The 2,040-nt window shown below is 34.5% G+C and carries 2 protein-coding genes and 1 pseudogene; all 3 read right to left on the bottom strand.

The window, feature by feature from the left end; genetic code table 11:
• Positions 1 to 1,149 (bottom strand): peptide ABC transporter substrate-binding protein (locus QVO42_RS07915; protein ID WP_288164106.1); only part of this gene is annotated, 1,149 nt, incomplete at its 3' end.
• A gap of 239 nt (positions 1,150 to 1,388) precedes the next feature.
• A complete protein-coding gene (gene trxA, locus QVO42_RS07910; protein ID WP_022425584.1) occupies positions 1,389 to 1,697 on the bottom strand; it encodes a thioredoxin in 309 nt (102 codons plus the stop codon).
• A 48-nt stretch (positions 1,698 to 1,745) separates the two neighbouring features.
• Positions 1,746 to 2,040, bottom strand: a pseudogene (locus QVO42_RS07905) (mechanosensitive ion channel domain-containing protein); the annotation flags it as partial.

Below are 2,040 nucleotides of genomic sequence, written 5' to 3'. Positions count from 1 at the left end.
TAATAAATCAATAGTGATTGTATCAGTACCTAATTCCTTCTTAGCTGCATCTAGGTATTCCTGTGCTTTCTTTGCATCATAACCTACAAGATCACCTGCAGTATCACGGAAATCTTTACCAGCTGGACTAGTAGATAACTGTGATGGAACAAAACCAGTTCCTTCTTTAGAACCATCCTTTAAGACATTTTCGCATAAGTCTTTTCTGTTGATTGCATAAGACAATGCTTCTCTTACATTCTTATTTGCAGTTGTCTTATTGTTGAAGTTTACCTGTAAGTAGAATAAGAAACCTTCATTGAATGTTGTGAAAGTATCTTTACCTTTATACTTATCTACTAATGTAGAGTTAATTGTTGCATAGTCAACTTTACCATTGTCAAAGTTCTGTGCAGCAGTCTTAGGATCCTGTACTAGGAACATTTCAAGGTTCTTAGTCTTAACTGCTTTTGCATCATAGTACTTATCGTTCTTAGTGAATGTTGCTTTATTACCTTTGATCCACTTAGTCATTGTATAAGCACCATTAGATAATGTGTATTCTGGTTTAGTACCATAGTTCTTACCACATTTTTCAACGAACTTTTCGTTCTGTGGGAAGTAGCATGGGAAAGCCATTAAATCTGTAAAATATGGAACCTTGTTGTTTAATTCAACAACTAAAGTCTTATCATCAGCTGCTTTAACACCTAAAGTGTTCATCTGTTCATCTGTTGCCTTTGGGCCTAGATCAATCAACTGACTCGCATTCTTAACTGATGCACCATCATCACCTAACATGTAAGCATAGTTACCTGCATTCTTAATAATTCTCTTCCAAGAATAAACAAAATCGTTGGCAGTGACTTTATCACCATTTGACCACTTAGCATCTTTTAAGTGGAAAGTGTAAGTCTTACCATCAGCACTTACATCCCAGCTCTTAGCTAATGCTGGAACTGTCTTGCCTTTGTCATTTACTGCTGTTAAGCCGTCTGTGATTGCGTGGATTGCGTTGTATGACATACCATCATCAACTACTGTAGAATCCATACCCTGGATATCTAATTCACTTGCAAATCTGAAAGTATCTGTATCAGTTTTGCTTCCACATCCAGCAAGTAATGCTGCTGCCATACTTGCAGCAACTAAAACCTTTACTGTTTTCATAATTTTCCCCTCCATAATGGATATAAATGTATGATAGCATCCAACTATCATGAAAAACATCTTACACTCTTTGTGTATACATGTCAATATTCATTAGTATAAATCTTTGTGCATTTCATGAATCTTTTTTACTAATTTGTCTTTTCCACAAATTGACTAATTCTAATATTTTTTGCGCTTAATTTATTATCATAAAGAGAAAAATCACGCATATAAAAAAGGCACCAATCAGGTGCCTCTTAGTCCATAAATGGGTTGATTTTATCAAGGATTGCATCCTTATTTGCGAAACCAATGATCTGTGTAACAGCCTTACCTTCTTTAAAGAAAATCATGTTTGGAATTGACTGTACACCGTATTTAGATGCTAAATCAAGTTCATTGTCTACATTTACTTTAACAATTGTTAACTGATCATTTTCAGCATCTAATTCTTCTAATACTGGACCAACCATCTTACAAGGGCCACACCAGTCTGCATAGAAGTCTACTAATACATACTTATTGTTTAATGCTTCATTAAAACCGTTCTGATCTACAATTTTCATATTCTTCACCTCACCTATATTTAAACAGATTGAAGAATATTCCGCAACTTATTTGCTTAGATGAATATCATAGGTCGTATAGGCAAGTTCTATGCCTTCTTCGTTGAAACGCTTATTCATGTTTTCAAGTAAACTACATCTAAGTATTTCATAGTCATCTGTGGCTGCCCATACTCTAAGTGTAAAGGTTAATGCACTATCCTTATATTCTGTCATATTCACAAATGGTGGAATATCATGGAGACAATAAGGATTAGATAAGGCTTCTTCCATAATAACCTTCTTAACTAATTCTGTATCACTATCCATTACAACATCAAAGTTTAAATCTACACGACGCATT

This window comes from Catenibacterium sp. CAG:290, from assembly GCF_000437715.1.
Taxonomy (GTDB): Bacteria; Bacillota_I; Bacilli_A; order Erysipelotrichales; family Coprobacillaceae; genus Catenibacterium; species Catenibacterium mitsuoka_A.
Note: the sequence above shows the minus strand (reverse complement) of the source record. Positions and strands in the feature narration are given on the sequence as shown.

Excerpts from the sequence above, each read along its gene's own strand:
- trxA (WP_022425584.1), bottom strand. The coding sequence starts at position 1,697 with ATGAAAATTGTAGATCAGAACGGTTTTAATGAAGCATTAAACAATAAG.